We start from the raw sequence: 16,304 nt of genomic DNA, 5'->3' as shown, positions 1-16,304 counted from the left end.
GCGCGCACGCAAGCGCGCGTTTGAGCAGAGACAGATTCGGTTACCCGAACTCCATGGGCGAACGGTGGTACACCGAGAGTGTCATCTACTGCTTGGACGTCGAGACGTACCAGGATTCGGACGGCGACGGCATCGGCGACTTTCAAGGTGTCATCAGCCGCCTGGACTATCTGACCAGGCTCGGGATCAACTGCCTGTGGCTGAACCCGATCCATCCCACACCCGGGCGGGACGACGGCTACGACGCCACGGACTTCTACAACGTCGACCCGCGGCTGGGCACGCTGGGCGATTTCGCGGAGCTGCTGCACGAGGCGAACAACCGCGGGATCAAGGTCATCATTGATCTTGTGGTGAACCACACCTCCGACCAGCACCCCTGGTTCCAGTCGGCGGTGTCCTCGCCGGACTCGCCCTACCGCGACTGGTTCATCTGGAGCGACACCGAGCCCAGCGACCGCCACCAGGGCATGGTGTTCCCCGGCGAGCAGTCCGAGACGTGGACGTACCACCGCAAGGCCAAGGCCTGGTACTACCACCGCTTCTATGACTTCCAGCCCGACCTCAACTACGCCAACCCGCGGGTGCGCGCCGAGATCAAGAAGGTGCTCGCCTTCTGGCTGCAGCTGGGCGTGGCCGGCTTCCGCATGGACGCGGTGCCGTTCATCATCGAGCTCACCGAGCCGGGCCGCCCCGACAGCCCGCTGGACTTCGACTACCTCACCGAGCTGCGCCACCACGTGCAGTGGCGGCGCGGCGACGCGATGCTGCTGGCCGAGGCCAACGTCGAGCCGGAGCAGCTGCCGCGGTACTTCGGCGACGCCGGCGGCTCCGGCAACCGCATCCACATGCTGTTCGACTTCATGCTCAACGCCCGCCTGGTGCTCGCCCTGGCCCGGCGCAACCCGGAGCCGGTCATCGAGTGGCTGAGCACCACCCCGCGGCTGCCCGACGGCGGGCAGTGGGCCACGTTCCTGCGCAACCACGACGAGATCGACCTGTCGCGGCTCACCGCCGAGCAGCGCGAGGACGTGTTCGCCGAGTTCGGCCCGGACGACGACATGAAGCTCTACGACCGGGGCATCCGCCGCCGGCTCGCGCCGATGCTCGGCGGGGACCGGGCCCGGCTGGAGCTGGCCTACTCGCTGCAGTTCACCCTGCGCGGCACGCCGGTGCTGCGCTACGGCGAGGAGATCGGCATGGGCGACGACCTGGGGGAGCCGGGGCGCTACGCGATCCGCACGCCGATGCAGTGGTCGTTCGACACCAACGCCGGCTTCAGCGCGGCCGAGCCGATCCGGCCGGTCGTGGCCAAGGGGGAGTACGGCTACGAGCGGGTCAACGTGACCGCCCAGCGCCACGACGACCGGTCGCTGCTGGCCTGGTTCGAGCGGATGATCCGCACCCTGCGGGAGAGCCCGGAGGTCGGCAACGGCGCCTGCGCATGCATCGACAAGCCGCTGCCGCCGGGCGTGCTGGCGCACCGGGCCGACGGGCCGACCGGGTCGATGCTGTTCCTGCACAACCTGGGCACCGAGGAGGCGGTCGTCGACCTGGGCGAGCTCTCGGCCGAGACCAACCATCCCAACGAGGTGTTCGGCGATCGGGATTACCCCGAGGTCGCGGACCTCTCCGCGCTGCCGCTCGGCCCTTATGGGTACCGCTGGATCAGGCTCCGGCGCCGGAGCGTATAGCCGGGATCAGCTCCGGCGCCCCCGGGCGGCCGAAATGCCAGCCCTGCCCGAGGTCGCAGCCGAGCGCGGCCAGGCGGCTGGCCTGGTCGGCGGTCTCGATGCCCTCCGCGGTCACGGTCATCTGCAGCGTGTGCGCCAGCCGGATCACCGTCTCGACGATCTGCTCGTCGACGTGGTCGCTCTCCAGCTTGCGGATGCCGGCCATGAAGGCGCCGGCCAGCTTCAGCCCGTGCACCGGCAGGTGGCGCAGGTAGGCGAGGTTGGAGTAGCCGATGCCGAAGTCGTCGATGACGATCCGCACGCCCAGGTCGGCGATCGTGCGCAGGGTCTGCACCGCCGGGCCGCTGGACTGCATGAGCACCGTCTCGGTCAGCTCCAGCTGCAGGTTGCCCGGCTCCAGCCCGGTGTCGGCCAGCGCGTGGCGCACGTCGTCGAGCAGCCGCGGGTCGGTGCACTGGCGGGGCGAGACGTTGACGCTGATGAGCAGCCGCTCGCCGGGGTGGCTGCGCTGCCAGTCCGCGGCGGCCCGGCACGACTCGCGCAGCACCCACCGCCCGAGCGGCAGGATCATGCCGGACTGCTCGGCCACCGGGATGAACGTGTTGGGCGACACCGTGCCGAGCTCCGGGTGCTCCCACCGCAACAGCGCCTCGGCGCCGCGCAGGCGGTTGTCGGACAGGGCCACCAGCGGCTGGTACAGCAGCCGGAACTCGCCGCGCTCCAGCGCGCCCGCCAGCCGGCCGGTCAGGCCGTACTGCAGCAGCTGCTGGGCGTTGCGCTGGGCGTCGAAGACCGCGTAGCGGGCCCGGCCGTCGGCCTTGGCCAGATACAGCGTGGCGTCGGCGGCCCGCAGCAGCTCCTCCGGCTCGGCGCCGCGGGCGGCCTGCTCGACGATGCCGATGCTGGCCGAGACCGCCAGCTCGTGCCCGTCGAGGCGGACCGGCTTGTTGAGCTCGGCGAGCATCGCCTCGGCGAGCTCGGTGAGCTCCTCCGGCCCCTTCGTGTCGCGGGCGACCACCACGAACTCGTCGCCGCCGACCCGGGCCACGAAGTGCCCGGCACCGGTCACGCAGGCCCGCAGCCGGTCGGCGAGGGCGACGAGCAGCTGGTCGCCGTACCCGTGGCCGAGCGTGTCGTTGATGGTCTTGAACTCGTCGAGGTCGAGGAAGCACACGCCGATGCGGGTGCCCTCCTCGGCGTCGCGGACCGCCTCGGTCAGGTGGCCGTAGAGGAGGACGCGGTTGGGCAGCCCGGTCAGCGGGTCGTGGTGGGCCTGGTGGTGCAGCTCCCGCTGGAGGGTGTGCTCGGCATCGGTGAGGGCCCGGGTCCAGGCGCGGCGGATGCGCTCCTGGTCGTCGAGGATCTTCTGGCGGCTGGCCCTGGCGAACCCGCCGGCGAATGCGCCGATCAGTTCGCCGACGGTTTCCTGGGCGATTCGCCGGGCCTTGTCGGCCTGCGCCGCTTTGTCGGCTTCTTCCGGATCGCTGCTTTGTTGCGCCTCTGCGGCGTTTCCCGTTTTACTGCCTGTTTCCGCGTTGTCCGCTGCTGCCTCGGCCGCCGTGGCTGCTTCGTCCGCTGGTGCCTGGTCCGCGGCCGCTTCGTCCGCTGCGGCTGCTTCGTGCGCTGCCGTGTTGTCCGCTGGTGCCTGGTCCGCTGGTGCCTGGTCCGCGGCTGCTTGGTCCGCGGCTGCTTGGTCCGCGCTCGGCGGCGGTTCGTCCGTGTCCGATTTTTCGGGATTTATGAGCTTTGGTAGCTCGGTCAGGATGCCGATCGAGCGTTGTAAAGCCTCGGGGCTGGCCAGGCCGATGCCGACCAGGGCCGCGCCGACCTCGGTGCCGGCCTGCGGGTCGGCGGTGCGCAGCGCGTCGGCGAGCTCCGCGGTCTGCTCCTCGAAGAATCGCTGCAGCGCATCGGCGCTCAGGTCGAGGTAGCTGGTCTGCCGCACGGCGACGACCCACTGGCGGGCTAGCTGCGACAGCGCAGGGTCGATGGCGGCATTGCCCCGGCTGTCCGAGCTTGCCACCGCATCACCCCCGGCGAAGATTACTGCACCGCGGCCCCATGAAGAATCGACGCTCAGTGCCGTTCTCCCGCCGTTTCCGTGAGTCCGTCCACGAATCGCGCCAGGACCTGCGCAAACGCGGCCCGCTCGGCGGTGGTTTCGGCGAAAGTCGCTTTTTCGAATCGTTCCCGCCGGGACTGGTGAATGCTTTCGCAGCGTCGGCGGCCGGCCACGGTGCGTACCGGCGGGGCCCGGCGACCGTCCGTCTGGTCGGCCTCGCGCCGGCTCGGCTCGGCTCGAACGGCGGCGCTGACGAGCTTGCCGGCCCGCGGTTGCGCGCCCGGCTCCCTTGGCCGCCTCGTCGCCGGTGCGGACCGCAGCCGCGCACGGCCGCCGCGATCTGCATCGTCTGCCACGCGGCCGGGTGCGGTTGGGTTACCGGTTGAGCGTCGCGGCGGCGACGGAGGCCAGGGTGCGCGGGGTCAGCCGGCCGTCGCCGAGCCCCAGCTCGATCAGGGCGTCGAACACTCGTTGGTCGCGGTCCGCGGCGCGCACGGCCGCGTCGACGATCCACCGCTGCGAGCTCAGCGCCGCGGCCGCCCGGGAGTGGCGCAGGTGCGCCCCCAGCCGCCGCCGCAGCGCCGCCCGGTAGCGCCGCGCGGGCGCGCCCGGGTCGAGGGCGGCGGCGCCGGCGAGGGCACCGGAGAGTACCGCATAGAAAATGCCCTCTCCGGTGAACGGGTTGATCAGCGACATGGCGTCGCCGGCCAGCAGCAGCCGCCCGCGTCCCGCCACCGGGCGCCGGGTGGACAGCGGCAGGTGATGCGCGCGCAGCCCGGCGGCGGCCGCGGTGTCCAGGTCGGGCAGCAGGGCCGCCAGCCGGTCCAGCAGGTGCTCCCGGGTGAGCGGCCGGCCGCGCAGCACCTCGCCGTAGCCGATGTTCGCCCGCCCGTCGCCGATCGGGAACGCCCACGCGTACGCCGGCCACCCCGCCGCGGTCGTGACGATCCGCTGCTCGGCCGCGATCTCGGGCGCCTCGGCATACCCGCGGATGGCCAGCGCGAGGTGTCCAGGCCCGTTCGGGGGCTCGCCGAGCGCTCTGCGCACCAGGGAGTACGCCCCGTCGGCCCCGACCACGGCCCCCGCCCGGATCTCACCGTCGACGACCACATACCCGCCCCGGTCCTCGACCCGCCGCACCGCGTGCCGCCGCAGCACCGCCCCCGCGCGCACCGCCGCCTCCACGAGCCGCCGGTCGAACACCATGCGCGGGATGGTGTACACCACCCTCGCGTGCGCCCGCGCGACCGCCCGCCCACCGGGCCCGACGAGCCGCAGCGCGGGCACAGGCGCGTACCCCTCCTCGACCCCGCTCACGCCCAGCTCCCGCACCACGTCGAGGGCGTGCGGCGCGATCCCGTCTCCGCAGGGCTTGTCGCGCGGGAACGTGGCTTTGTCCAGCAACAGCACACCGGCCCCGGCCCGCCGCGCCGCGAGCGCGGCCGCGGCGCCGGCCGGCCCGGCCCCGACCACCACGACGTCGAACCGATCGCCGCCGCCATCCATGCCGTCGAGCCTGCCACCCCCACCCCGCCCCCGCATCCCCCGCGCCTCGCGCCTCCGCGCCGCGCGCCTCCGCGCCGCGCGCCTCCGTGCCGCGCGCCTCCGTGCCGCGCGCCTCCGTGCCGCGCGCCTCCGTGCCGCGCGCCCCGCGCGCCGCGCCCCGCGCGCCGCGCCCCGCGTCCGCGCCCCGCCTCCGCGCCCGTCGGCGTGGTGTGTGAAGTGGCTGGCGCCTGATCGTGGTGGTTGATAGGAGGCGGCGGCCGTCGTAGCGCGTTGTCGATGGCCGCCGGTGGGGCGCGGCGGCCATCGACGCCATCTTCCGGGCGGCACGGCTGGGCCGTAAGCGCAGGGCCCGGCGGAGTGGACGGAACGTCCGGCCGTCTGGGTGAGTTGGGGGTGACTGTTGGGCGCGGACGCGGAACGCTCGGTTGTTTCGGGGGTTGTCCGGGGTCGTTAGGCTCTTGGGCATGCCGTGCCCGAACTGCCATTTTCTGGGCAACGACCCCGCCGCGACGCAGTGTGCGCAGTGTGGTGTGTCGTTGATGCCCGGGGTGGGGGCGTATCCGGGGACTCCCGTGTCGTACGAGGTCAATCCGATCTCCGGCAACCCGATCGCCGGCCCGGCCGTGATGCAGCCGCCGCCCGTGGGGCCGCCGGTGGGTATGCAGCAGTTTCCGGCCGCGGCGTATTCGCAGCAGCAGTATCCGGGTGGGTACCCGCAGTATCCGACGGGCGGGTATCCGCAGCTGCCGCCCGTGTCGGGGGCGCCCTATCCGGGGGTTCCGGTCTCGCCTACGCCGATCTCGGTGACGCCGATTTCCGGGTCGCCGCAGCCGGGGTACTACCAGCCGCTCAAGCCCAACCGGTCGCGCGTTCTGCTGCCGCTGACGGTCATCGTCGTCGTGTTGGTCATCGCCAGTACCGTCATCGCGGTGGTCAAGCTGACCGGGGGTGGCGGGGGTGCGCCGGTGGCCCAGGGCTCGTCGACCGGGGGTGTGGCGACGACGGCGCCGGTCAAGGGCGACGGGGGTGCGAGCGGGCCGCCCGCGCCGACGACCAACGGAGCGGTGGCCGACCCGAAGGCGCAGGCGGCCGCGGTTGACGCGGTGCTGGACGGGAGCATCTCCAGTCGTACCAAGCTCAACGCGGCGATCGACCTGGTCAACAAGTGCACGCTGATCGAGAAGGCGATCGCCGACATGCAGACCGTCGGCACCGAGCGGCAGTCCCAGATCGACAGCGTGACTCGCTTCGACCTCTCGGCGATTCCCGAGGGGGAGCAGCTGCGCTCGATGCTCAAGGAAGCGCTGGGCTTCTCGCTCGCGGCCGACCGCAGCTTCGTGCCGTGGGGGCAGGCGCAGCAGGCCAGCGGGTGCAGCGGCGGGGGCCAGGACAACTACGACGAGGCCCAGCGGCAGTCGAAGAACGCCAGCGACGCGAAGAACCGGTTCCTCGGGGTGTGGAACCCGGTGGCGAGCCGGTACGGGCTGCGGCAGCGCTCGTCCAACGACATCTGAACCGCCGGGTCACGGCTGCGGGGCGGCGTCCTCCGTGCGGCGGTGGGGGAAGGGCTCGCCCGCGACGGCCTCCGCGCGCAGAGGTTCGGTGCCGGGCGGTGTGCCTGGTGCCGATGGGCGCTTGGGTGGTTCGTCTTTTGTCCGGCCGTACCCCTGCGTGATCATGCGGAACAGGGCCAGCATGACGGCGGCGACCGGCACCGCGATGAGCAGGCGCAGCAGGGCCGTCTGCGCGTCGATGCGGTGGGTCACGAAACCGGCGTAGAGGGCCGGTGACGCGATCAGCAAGGCCAGGAAGAGGGTCGGGAAGCGGGCCAGGCCCAGCATGTCAGCCGCCCACCAGGCTCAGTCGTTCGCAGAGCATGGCGGCCCACTGGTACGGCGTGGAAGGGCGACCATCAAGCAACGCCACCGGCAGGCGCAGGGACAGCGGGCTGGCCGGGTCGCCGCTGGAGCCGGTGCCGCGCAGGCAGATCGCGTCCACGCGGCGCAGGCCCTGCAGGTGGTGCGCGACGTCCGAGGTCTTGCGGCTGGCGTCGACGACGACCCAGACCGCGGCCGGGCGTACCGCTTCCACGATGGACGCCGCCCAGTCGCACTCGTCCAGGGCCGCCTCCACCGCGACCACGCTCGCGGCGTCGGACTTCCGCAGCTTCTTGGCCCACAGGCGGGCGTCGTGCGCGCCGGTGATGCGCCGCTTGCCGTCGACGCCCGCGGCCGCGGCGTTGCGCCCGGCGAACAGGATGCGGCCCGCGTCGAGGCGATGCGCCTCGGCGACGAAGCGGGCCACCTCCATCGCGTGCGTCGACTCGCCCACCACGACGAGCGTCTCGCCCGGCGCGTCCGGGGCCGGCTCGGCCACGGCCAGCGCGGTGAACGCCTCGACGATCGTGGCGTACGTGTCGGGGCCGGTCGCCTGGACCGCGATGTCACTCGGCACACCGAGGGACTGCAGCTTGCGGGGGAGGACCGTCGCCTCGGCGGGCGCGGTGGCCGGCTGCGCGTACGCGCCGGCGGCGAGCCGTTCGCTCGCCGGAGGGGTACGCGGCTTCTCCACCGTGGCGGTCGCTGCTTCAACAGGCATTGGGGACTCCTGCCGGGAATCGGAAGGCCGGTGCTGGGCCGGCTCGGAACGGTCTGGCATTGGATCGGCGCGCTCACGCGGCGCCGCGGCGTCAGGCCCGGGCACTCGGGGCATCCCCGGTGGCCTGGTTGGTCCGGGCGACTCGGACGACTCGGACGACCCGGGTGGTCCGGGTGACCAGGTTGATCCGGTTGGACGTGCCCAGCCGGGCCATGGCGGCGGCGGGGGCACCGGGCCGCGCGGGAAGGCCCCGCTGCCCGGCCCGCGTTCGGCGAGCAGAGCGGCGCGGCTCGGTCGCGGCAGCGGCGGTGGCGGCAATGGCAGTGGCGGCAGTGGCGAGTCGGCGAGCGGCGGCGGCCCCCAGGCGGCCGGGACGGCGGGATATCCGCGGTGGCCGGCCAGACCGCGCGGCTGACGGCGGCCGTTGGCGGCCTGACCGACGACGTGGTGCCGTTCGTCCCGCGGGACGCCTCGGCCGGCGGCGGCCGGGCCACCGCGCGGTGGCCAGGGCGGGGCGTCGAACGGCCCGGCCGGCAGCGATGTGGGCGGCGGCTCGGCGAGAAACAGCGACCCGGCGGGAGCTGCGGGCCCGGTGGGAATTGCGAACTCGGCGGGAGCTGCGGGCTCGGGGGGAGCTGCGGGCTCGGTGGAAAATCCGGGCTCGGTGGGAAATCCCGGCTGGGTTGGAGATCCGGGTTCGGTGGGAGATGCGGGTTCGGCCGGGCCGATGGCCGTCGCGGCGGCGTCGCGCGCCGGGCCCACGACGGTCCTCGCCGCCTCCGCGCGGGCCCCGCGCGCGGCCGGGGTGCCGTTGGCGGTCGCTTGCGTGCTGGTGGTGGCGGCCGTGGCGTTGGCGGCGGTGGTTGCGGCGCCCCCGCGCGGGCCCGGGGTGCCGTTGGCTGGAGTCTGTGTGCTGGTGGTGGTGGGCGCGCCGTTGGGGGCGGCCTTTGCCGCTTCCGCGCGGGCGGCGGCGGTGCCGTTGGCCGCCGGGGCTTGAGCACCGGCGGCCGCTGCGGCTTGAGCGCCGGCGGCCGCCGCGGCGGCCCGGGCCGGAGCGCCCGCGGCGGTGGTCGGCCCCGGCTCGACCGGCCCACCCGTGGCGCGCCCGGGGCCGGCGGTGGCGCCGTTGGCCGCGGTGGGGACGGTGGCGGGGGCGAGGCCGTGGGAGGTCGCCCGGTCGTGGGGCAAGGCGGGCGAGGCCGTGGACGTCGGGGCGTCCGGGCGGGACGGGCGGGCCGGGCCGGGAGCGGTGGGAGGCGAGGGTGGCGCGACCTGGCGCACGCCCAGCTTGGCCACCGGGTGGTCGGCGGTGGGGCGGAACGGACGCACCGACGGCACTGCCGGGTCGGGCGGCTTCGGCGCATTGGGTTCGGCGCCCAGCAGGCGGTTGAGAGCGTCCGCGGCGGTAGGCGGGCGCACTCCCGGATCCTGCTGCGCCTCCGCGAGCAATTGTGCGAATGCCGAAGCGGCCGTCGGGTTTTCGCCGCGGCGCTCCGCCTCGTCGGCCAGAGCGGCCAAGTCCTCGATGCTGATGGCGCGTTTCGGCGTGTCGGCTTGGTCGGGTGGGGTCGCGGATGGTTCAGTGGACGAGGCGACAACGTCCGGGATCTCGATCGTCAGCTCGTATTTCTGGGTGCCGAAAAGGCCGCCGACACCGCCGGTGCGGACCTTTTCCGCGGAGATGACGACGGCGTCGGGTCCGTGTTCGGCGCGCACCTGCGCGAGCAGTTCGTCGAGGTCACGACCCTCAAGCAGCAACCGGGTAGGCACCATTCACCACCCCAACAGTCTCAATTCGCAGCGTACTCCCGGTGATCTCTGAGTATGACAAAACCGGCAAACGCGGAAGGGCCATCTGCACCAGTCTGCGCAACGCGGCCCGTAGTTGCGGGGAACAGACGAGCACGGGGCTGACGCCGCGTTCCTCGCCCTGTTCGGTGAGGCGTGTCAGGTCCGCCAGAATGGATTCCGCTCGGCCGGTGTCGATGAGCAGTTGCAGGCCGTTGTCGGTGGGGCGCATCGATTCCAGCAATTGCTGTTCCAGGCGCGGTTCCAAGGTGATGGCGGTGAGCGTGCCGTCGTGCGCGTAACGGTTCGCGATCGCCGGGCCGAGCGCGGCGCGGGCCGCCTCCAGCAGGGTGTCGGGGTCGGCGGACTGCTTGGCGTGCAGCGACAGCGACTCGAAGATGCGCACCAGGTCGCGGATCGGCACGCCCTCGTCGAGCATGCCCTGCAGCACCTGCTGGACCTGGCCCAGGCTGAGCGCGGCGGGGGTGAGCTCCTCCACGACGACCGGGTGCGTGCGCTTGACCACCTCGGTCAGGGCGCGCACGTCCTCGCGGCCGAGCAGGCGGCTCGCGTGGACCCGGACGATCTCCGCCAGGTGCGTGATGATGACCGACGCCCGGTCGACGACCGTGGCGCCGGTGAGGTCGGCCTGGTGGCGCAGCTCCGCCGGTACCCACTTGCCGGCCAGGCCGAAGACCGGCTCGACGCCGGCCCGGCCGGGCAGGAAGTCCAGGCCGTCGCCGATGGCCAGCACGGTGCCGGGCGGGGCCTGGCCGCGGCCGACCTCGACGCCGCTGATGCGCACCACGTAGGTGGACAGCGGCAGCTCCAGGTCGTCGCGCGTGCGCACCGGCGGCATCACGATGCCCAGCTCCAGGGCGACCTTGCGGCGCAGCGCGCGGACGCGCTCGAGCAGGTCGCCGCCGCTGGCGTCGACCAGGTCGACGAGGTCGGGGGCGAGCGCCAGCTCCAGCGGGTCGACCCGCATCTCGCCCAGCAGCACCTCGGTCGGGTCCGGCGGGGCCGGCTCCGCCTCGGCGGCCGCGGCCTGCTCCTCGGCGGTCGGCTCGCCCTGCTTGGGCAGGCGGGTGGCGATGAGCAGCGCCGCGCCGCCGGCCAGCAGGAACGGCAGCTTCGGCAGGCCGGGCACGACGCACAGGGCCAGCACCGCGCCGCCGCCGATCTGCAGGGCGCGGCGGTGCTGGCTGAGCTGGCGGCTGACCGTCGTGCCCATGTCGCCGTCGTTGGCCGACCGGGTGACGATGAGGCCGGTGGCCACGGACAGCAGCAGGGCCGGGATCTGCGACACCAGGCCGTCGCCGACGGAGAGCAGCGAGTACGTCGAGATCGAGTCCTGCGGCGACAGCCCGCGCTGCAGCATGCCGATCGCGAAGCCGCCGACGAGGTTGACGACGGTGATGATGATCGCCGCGATCGCGTCGCCCTTGACGAACTTCGAGGCGCCGTCCATCGCGCCGTAGAAGCTCGCCTCGGCGGTGATCTCGGCGCGGCGCTGGCGCGCGGTGGCCTCGTCGATCAGCCCGGCGTTGAGGTCGGCGTCGATGGCCATCTGCTTGCCGGGCATCGCGTCCAGGGTGAACCGGGCGCCGACCTCGGCGACCCGCTCGGCGCCGCGGGTGACGACGATGAACTGGATGATGAACAGGATCAGGAAGATGACCAGGCCGACGATGAGCGAGCCGCCGACCACGAAGTGGCCGAACGCGTCGATCACGTGGCCGGCGAAGCCGTTGGTGAGCACCAGCCGGGTCGCGCTGATGTTCAGCGCCAGCCGGAAGAGGGTGGCGACGAGCAGCAGGGACGGGAACGAGGAGAACTCGAGCGGCCGCTTGACGTACATGCTCACCAGGACGATGACCAGGGCGAGCGTGATGTTCGTGGCGATCAGCGCGTCCAGGACGAACGACGGCAGCGGCACGACCATCATCAGGATGATCAGGACGATGCCGATGGGTACGACGTACTGCGAGAGGCGCTTCGCCACGGTGGACTGATCGGTGCGGTTCGGGTACTTCTGAGGGTTTTCCTTGGGTTGCAGCGCCCGGTGCCGATCGTTGAAACGTGCAGCCCGCAGCAGCCTCGTCCGTGACCGACTCGACCCAGCTCGTCCACATCGGCCGCCAGCCCATCTACGACTGGGGCGGCCACGTCGTGGGCTACGAGCTGCTCTTCCGCGGCGCCGCCGAGGACATCGAGGCCACCCGGCGCAGTGCCTACGCCACCAGCCAGGTCATCGTCAACGCGTTCACCGAGTTCGGGCTGGAGCAGCTCGTCGGTGGCCGGAAGTGCTTCATCAACCTGACCCGCGACTTCCTCGTCGGCGATCTGCCGCTGCCGTTCGACCCCGACCACGCGATCCTGGAGATCCTGGAGACCGTCGAGATCGACGACGCGGTGATCGCCGGCACCGCCCGCCTGGTCGAGCAGGGCTACGAGATCGCCCTCGACGACTTCGTCTTCGGCCTGGGCCATGAGCGGCTGCTCGGCCTCGCCGCCTACGTGAAGCTGGACCTGCTGATCCGGGAGCCCGACGAACTGGCCGCGGTGGTCGAGCAGTGCCGGCGGTACCCGGGGGTGAAGCTCGTCGCGGAGCGCCTGGAGACCGAGGAGCACATCCTGCTGGCCAAGCGCTTCGGCTTCGAGCTGCTGCAGGGGTACGCGGTCGGCCGCCCGCAGGTGCTGACCGCGGTCGCCCTGTCGCCGTCCCGGCTGCGCCGGCTCGAGCTGCTGGGCGCGGTGACCGCCGAGGACGCCGACCTGGCCAAGGTCGTGTCGATCGTGCAGAGCGACCCGGCCCTGTCCTACCGGGTGCTGCGGGCGACGAATTCGGCCGCCAGCGGCCTGCCGCGCAAGGTCGCCTCCGTGCGCGACGCGGTGGTCCTGCTCGGCTCCGCGAAGATCCGCCAGTGGGCGGCGCTGATGCTGGTCAGCGACGTGGCCGAGTCGGCCGGCGAGGAGCAGCTGTCGGCCACGATGGCGCGGGCGCGGCTGTGCCAGACCGTCGCCGAGCGGCTGGGCCTGTCCGGCGAGGCGGCGTTCACCGTGGGCCTGCTCGCCGGCGTCGCCGAGCTCATCTCCGAGCCGATCGACGAGATCGCCGCGCGGCTGCCGCTGACCGTCGAGGTGGTCGAGGCGCTGGTCGACGGCCACGGGCGGCTCGGCCAGGTGCTGTCGGTGGTCCGGGCGTACGAGCTGGCCGACGAGCAGGCCCTGGCCGCCTCGCCGGTCTCCTCCAGCGAGCTGGCCAAGGCCTACCTCGCCGCCGTCGGCTGGTCGATGAAGACCATCGAGGGAGCGCTGGGCACCGGCGCCGCATAGCCCGACGGCGGGGAACACAGCGGCTCTGAAGCAAGCGGCGTAGCCGATGGCCGGGAACGAAGCGGCGATGAAGAAAGCGGCGTAGCCGATGGCCGGGGAGAAGACCGAGCAGCCCACCGAGCAGCGCAAACGGCGGGCGCGCCGGGAGGGCACCCGGGCCCGCACGCCCGACCTCGGTGCCTGGGGCGGCGTGCTGCTGGCCAGCCTGCTCATCCCGGCCATGGCCCGCGAGATCATGAACCGCACGCAGGCGCTGTTCGTGCGCGGTACCCAGGCCTTCACCGACCCGGAGCCGGCGAAGGCCCTCGGGCTGGTGAAATCCGCCGCGAAGGACATGGTGGTGATCGCCGCGCCGATCACCGTGGGGCTGTTCGCGTTCGCGATTCTGGCCTCGGCCGCGCAGGGCGGCCTGCGCCCGGCGACGAAGATGTTCAAGCCCGATTTCAAGCGCCTCAACCCGATCAGCGGCCTCAAGCGGACCTTCGGCGGCCAGGCGGCCTGGGAGTCGGTCAAGTCGCTGTTCAAGGTGCTGGTCCTGGGCTTGGTCGTGGCGAACGCCATGCGCAACCTCGTGCCGGCGCTGCTGTCCGCGACGACGGTACCGCTGCAGACGGTCATCGGCATGGTCGCGAGCACCGTCCTGCACGTGGTGCAGATCGCGGCGGCGACCGGCCTGGTGCTCGCCGCGGCCGACTACGCCGTGGCGAAGCGGCGGGTCGGCAAGCAGCTGAAGATGTCCAAGGAGGAGGTCAAGGAGGAGCAGAAGAAGTCCGAGGGCGACCCGCACGTCAAGGGCCAGATCCGGGCCCGCCAGCACGCGATGGCCCGCGGCCGGATGATCGCCGACGTGCCGCAGGCCGACGTGGTCGTGGTCAACCCGACCCACGTGGCGGTGGCGCTGCGCTACGAGCCGGACAAGGGCGCCCCGCGGGTCGTCGCCAAGGGCGCCGGGGTGATCGCCGCCCGCATCCGTGAGGTCGCCACCGAGCACCGGGTGCCGGTCGTGCGGGAGCCGGCGCTGGCTCGCGCGCTCTTCGCCGCCTGCGACCTCGGCGAGGAGATCCCGGCGGAGCTGTTCGGCGCGGTCGCCCGGATCCTCGCGTTCATCATGCTGCTCAAGTCCAAGGGCTCGGCGGCCGGGCTGCACACCAACGTGCTCGGCTCAGCCGCCCAGTAGGCGCAGGACCAGCGTCAGCGAGCGGGTCGTCAGGTTGGCGATCGCGTTGGGCAGCAGCATCATCGCCGTGCCGGCCACGGTCAGGGTCAGCAGGATCTTGGCCGGGAAGCCGAACGAGAACGGGTTCAGCGCCGGCGCCGCGCGGGTCAGCAGCCCCAGCGCGACGTCCACGGCCAGCATGATCGCGATCAGCGGGGCCGCGATCTGCAGGCCCGCCAGGAACATCTCGCCCGCGCCGGTCGTGACCAGCTGGGTGAAGTTCGACAGCGACATCGTGCCGTCGAGGGGGATCGCGCGGTACGACTGCGTGAACCCGCGCAGGATCAGCTGGTGCGCATCGGTGGCGTACATGAGCGCCATCGTGATGAGGCCGTAGAACCGGCCGAACACGGCGTTGCCCTGCAGGGAGAACGGGTCCATCGCGAAGGCCAGAGTGAAGCCGCCGACGAGGTCGACGAGGTTGCCCGCGATCTGGGTGGCGGCGAAGATCAGCATGGTCAGGAAGGCCAGCGCCGCGCCCACGGCCGCCTGCTCGACCGCGCTCGCGATGAGGTAGCCGGCCGACAGGTCCGGCGGCACCTGCGGGGCCAGGCGCGGGGCCAGCGGCAGGGCGATCGCCACGGACAGCAGGGCCTTCACCGCCGCCGGCGTGCCGCGGTTGCTGAACGGCGGGCTCAGCGCCAGCCACACCCCGGCCCGGACCGAGGCCAGCAGGATCGCCATGACCGTGGCGAGGGAAAGCTCAAGCGCCATTGACGAGGTCGGGAATCTGGGCGTAGAGCTGCTCGGTGTAGGCGACCATTTCGTGCAGCATCCAGTTGCCGGCGAGCACCAGCGCCAGGCCGATGGCGGCGGCCTTCGGCACGAACGACAGCGTGCTTTCCTGGATCTGGGTCACCGACTGGAACAGCGACACCGCGAAGCCGACGATGAGGGCGGTGACGAGGATCGGTGCGCCCAGTTTCACCGCGATGGTCATCGCCTGCAGGCTCAGTTCGATGATTTTCGTGTCGGTCATTTTTCGGTACCTCGCGATCAGCCGCGATAGCTGGCCACCAACGCGGTGAGGATCAGCCCCCACCCGTTGACCAGCACGAACAGCAGGAGTTTGAAGGGCAGGGCGATGGTGACCGGCGGCAGCATCATCATGCCCAGCGACATGAGCGCGGCCGAGACCACCATGTCGATCACCAGGAACGGGATGTAGACGACGAAGCCGATGATGAACGCGGCGCGCAGCTCCGAAAGCACGAACGCGGGAATCAGGGTGGTGAGCGGTACGTCGTCCTTGTTCTTCGGGGCGGGCCGGTCGGCGATCTTCGTGAAGAGCGCGATCTCGTCCTTGCGGGTCTGTTTGAGCATGAACTGCCGCAGCGGCGCGACGCCGTCGGAGAATGCCACCGACTGGGTCTTCTCGCCGTGCAGATAGGGTTGCACGCCCTGGTTGTTCACGTCCGACAGTACCGGCGACATGATGAACAGGCTGATGAACAGCGCCAATCCGGCGAGCACCTGATTGGGCGGCACGTTGCTGAGGCCCAGTGCGTTTCGGGTGATGCTCAGCACGACGAACACCTTCGTGAACGACGTCATGGTGAGCAGCAGCGCCGGCGCCACGGACAGCAGTGTCAGCGCGATCAGGATCGTGATCGACTGGCTCGGCTTGACGCCGTTGACGTCGATGTTGACGGTACCGTCCGGGGAGCCGTCGATCACGGGCGCGCTCGGCGCGACCGGTGGCCGCGGGGTCGGCACCGCCTCGGCGACGCCGGGCGCGAGGGCCGGCGCGAGCAGTACCGCCAGCGCGCACATGAGCAGCAGGAACCGGCTCATCGCCGGCCCCGGAAGAGCTTCAGGGCCGGGTGCTCGACCGGCGGCGGCTCCGGGAAGAGCGTCGCGTCGGCGTCGGCGAGCAGGGACACCCCGGCGTCGCTGACCCCGAGCACGAGCGCGCGGTCGGCGACCTTGACCACCGCGACCGACGAGCCGCGGCTGAGCTGCTGGCGGGCCACCACGGTGACCGTCGCCCCGCCGCGACCGACGAGCGGGCGGCGGACCAGCCGCGCCAGCGCCCAGAGTATTGCGAAAACTACCGTCAGTGAGCACAGGACGCGCAGTACCAATTCAATCATGTCTATTG

Annotated in this window: 13 protein-coding genes; 4 read left to right on the top strand and 9 right to left on the bottom strand. The window is 72.2% G+C overall.

The genetic code is table 11. The features are described from left to right. Positions 1 to 53 precede the first annotated feature (53 nt). Positions 54 to 1,694: an alpha-amylase family protein gene (locus tag ACQPXD_RS47890; protein ID WP_432830436.1), complete on the top strand. Its 1,641-nt coding sequence runs from the start codon at positions 54 to 56 to the stop codon at positions 1,692 to 1,694. Here ACQPXD_RS47890 and ACQPXD_RS47885 read toward each other — a convergent pair. Together ACQPXD_RS47885 and ACQPXD_RS47880 are read right to left on the bottom strand one after the other, a co-directional pair. Continuing rightward, the gene (locus tag ACQPXD_RS47885) at positions 1,669 to 3,717 is read right to left on the bottom strand and encodes a putative bifunctional diguanylate cyclase/phosphodiesterase (protein WP_432830434.1); all 2,049 of its coding nucleotides are present in this window, start codon (positions 3,715 to 3,717) and stop codon (positions 1,669 to 1,671) included. The genes ACQPXD_RS47890 and ACQPXD_RS47885 overlap by 26 nt on opposite strands. 414 nt (positions 3,718 to 4,131) lie before the next feature. After that, positions 4,132 to 5,262, bottom strand: a complete 1,131-nt coding sequence (locus ACQPXD_RS47880; protein WP_432830432.1) for a geranylgeranyl reductase family protein — start codon at positions 5,260 to 5,262, stop codon at positions 4,132 to 4,134. 572 nt (positions 5,263 to 5,834) lie between these two features. Here ACQPXD_RS47880 and ACQPXD_RS47875 point away from each other — a divergent pair. After that, positions 5,835 to 6,776: a hypothetical protein gene (locus tag ACQPXD_RS47875; protein ID WP_432830430.1), complete on the top strand. Its 942-nt coding sequence runs from the start codon at positions 5,835 to 5,837 to the stop codon at positions 6,774 to 6,776. Positions 6,777 to 6,785: 9 nt separating this feature from the next. On the opposite strand, the gene ACQPXD_RS47870 is transcribed toward ACQPXD_RS47875, so the two are convergent. Genes ACQPXD_RS47870 through flhA form a run of 3 tightly spaced genes read right to left on the bottom strand, consistent with a single transcriptional unit; the run spans position 6,786 to position 11,653 of the window. Next, on the bottom strand, positions 6,786 to 7,103 hold the full coding sequence (locus tag ACQPXD_RS47870; protein ID WP_432830428.1) for a hypothetical protein: 318 nt from the start codon (positions 7,101 to 7,103) through the stop codon (positions 6,786 to 6,788). Between the two features lies 1 nt (position 7,104). Continuing rightward, entirely contained in the window at positions 7,105 to 9,618 is a 2,514-nt protein-coding gene (locus tag ACQPXD_RS47865) for a hypothetical protein (RefSeq protein ID WP_432830426.1), read from the bottom strand. Continuing rightward, on the bottom strand, positions 9,608 to 11,653 hold the full coding sequence (gene flhA / locus ACQPXD_RS47860; RefSeq protein WP_432830424.1) for a flagellar biosynthesis protein FlhA: 2,046 nt from the start codon (positions 11,651 to 11,653) through the stop codon (positions 9,608 to 9,610). Before flhA ends, ACQPXD_RS47865 begins: the two co-directional genes overlap by 11 nt. 101 nt (positions 11,654 to 11,754) lie before the next feature. On the opposite strand from flhA, the gene ACQPXD_RS47855 reads away from it, so the two are divergent. Together ACQPXD_RS47855 and ACQPXD_RS47850 are read left to right on the top strand one after the other, a co-directional pair. Then, positions 11,755 to 12,987, top strand: a complete 1,233-nt coding sequence (locus ACQPXD_RS47855) for an EAL and HDOD domain-containing protein (RefSeq protein WP_432830422.1) — start codon at positions 11,755 to 11,757, stop codon at positions 12,985 to 12,987. Between the two features lie 88 nt (positions 12,988 to 13,075). Further along, positions 13,076 to 14,164, top strand: coding sequence for an EscU/YscU/HrcU family type III secretion system export apparatus switch protein (locus tag ACQPXD_RS47850; RefSeq protein ID WP_432830420.1), 1,089 nt, complete (start codon positions 13,076 to 13,078; stop codon positions 14,162 to 14,164). Here the strand turns inward: ACQPXD_RS47850 and ACQPXD_RS47845 are convergent. Genes ACQPXD_RS47845 through ACQPXD_RS47830 form a run of 4 tightly spaced genes read right to left on the bottom strand, consistent with a single transcriptional unit; the run spans position 14,150 to position 16,296 of the window. After that, positions 14,150 to 14,917 (bottom strand): flagellar biosynthetic protein FliR, encoded by a 768-nt coding sequence (locus tag ACQPXD_RS47845; RefSeq protein WP_432830418.1) that lies wholly within the window; start codon positions 14,915 to 14,917, stop codon positions 14,150 to 14,152. The genes ACQPXD_RS47850 and ACQPXD_RS47845 overlap by 15 nt on opposite strands. Next, positions 14,907 to 15,182: a flagellar biosynthesis protein FliQ gene (fliQ, locus tag ACQPXD_RS47840; RefSeq protein ID WP_432830416.1), complete on the bottom strand. Its 276-nt coding sequence runs from the start codon at positions 15,180 to 15,182 to the stop codon at positions 14,907 to 14,909. Before fliQ ends, ACQPXD_RS47845 begins: the two co-directional genes overlap by 11 nt. A gap of 17 nt (positions 15,183 to 15,199) precedes the next feature. After that, positions 15,200 to 15,997: a flagellar type III secretion system pore protein FliP gene (gene fliP / locus ACQPXD_RS47835; protein WP_432830414.1), complete on the bottom strand. Its 798-nt coding sequence runs from the start codon at positions 15,995 to 15,997 to the stop codon at positions 15,200 to 15,202. Beyond that, complete coding sequence (locus ACQPXD_RS47830; protein WP_432830412.1) at positions 15,994 to 16,296, bottom strand: FliO/MopB family protein; 303 nt, start codon at positions 16,294 to 16,296, stop codon at positions 15,994 to 15,996. Before ACQPXD_RS47830 ends, fliP begins: the two co-directional genes overlap by 4 nt. Positions 16,297 to 16,304: the final 8 nt, after the last annotated feature.

Origin of the sequence: Dactylosporangium sp. CA-092794 (genome assembly GCF_050948465.1) — a bacterium.
Classification (GTDB): Bacteria; Actinomycetota; Actinomycetes; order Mycobacteriales; family Micromonosporaceae; genus Dactylosporangium.
Note: the sequence above shows the minus strand (reverse complement) of the source record. Positions and strands in the feature narration are given on the sequence as shown.